Source organism: Humibacter sp. RRB41 (assembly GCF_022761015.1).
Lineage (GTDB): Bacteria > Actinomycetota > Actinomycetes > Actinomycetales > Microbacteriaceae > Humibacter.
Genome location: NZ_JAKWJQ010000014.1, coordinates 1 through 1,099, shown reverse-complemented (window position 1 = coordinate 1,099; position 1,099 = coordinate 1). Strand labels below are relative to the sequence as shown.

The following is a 1,099-nucleotide window of genomic DNA, read 5'->3' as shown; positions in this document are numbered from 1 at the left end:
GTCTGCCCGTTCTTGCTGACGAACGTGATCGTGCCATCCGGTTGAAACTGCACCTGATCATCCGTCGTCGACTGCGCAGACGTCAGCGAGATATCGTCCCCGTCGGGATCGATCCAGTCGTTGAGAACGTCGTAGGAGACGGACGAGCCGACCTCGACGGACGCGTCGCTCTCACGCTTCGACACCGGCGCTGCGTTCTGGGCCGCCGGATGCACCGTCGCATTCACCTGCGCAGACGCCGTGCCACCTCGCCCGTCATCGATCGTGTACCGGAACGAGACACCACCGGTGACCCCGGCGGGCAACGTGAGTTGTACGGCGCGACCGCCCTCGATGATGTTCAGGTGCCCTTCAGCTGCAGGAATCGGGGAGACTTGCGTGACCGTGAGCACGTCGCCGTCTTGATCCGTGTCGTTGTCCAGCACCGGCAGCACCGTCGACCGCCCCGCGCGGACACCGAAGTCGTCGTCGACGGCAGTCGGCGGATGGTTCACCGCCGTGCGATGCGCGAGCGTGTCCTGGAACGACTGCAACACAGGCTTCGTCTGCCCCGTAGTGCCGTTCACCTCGGACTGATTCGGCTTCAACGTCGCCCAGTTCTGCACGAGCCGCATGTGACTCGATACGACCCAGGCGTCACCGTTCTGCAGATTGTTCAAAGCGATCACGTCGTGATTCACCCTGAACCGCAAATCGGCACCGCTCACCTGCTGCGCGATATCCACACCAACCGACGCCTTGCCATCACACGCATAGAGATAGCGGGCCGCACCCGCCCAGGCACCGTACGAGCATCCGTTCAACCACACCGGCGCCGAAACCTGACCCGCTGTCGTGACCGCGCGTTTGATGCCCGCGCCAACGATCGTTACGCGCCCACCAGCGACGGGTACCTTGAGCAAGCCGCTGCCGGATGCCACCAACACGTCATCGTTGTCGTCACCTGGCTCCTGCAACTGCAGACCCCTGGTCGGCAGGTTCACCACCGTGCTCGTGCCGACGAGAACTCGGTTCAACTTCGTGTCCAGAATCACAGAGTGGTCACCGACCGCCGACAACTGGAACGACGAAGGAACGGCCATCGACGACGACTGGCCGG

At 63.4% G+C, this 1,099-nt stretch carries 1 protein-coding gene; it reads right to left on the bottom strand.

The features are described 5' to 3' along the window. Positions 1 to 983: Ig-like domain-containing protein (locus MJ603_RS18430; protein WP_243065223.1), on the bottom strand; the 983-nt coding region annotated here is incomplete at its 3' end. Positions 984 to 1,099 lie beyond the last annotated feature (116 nt).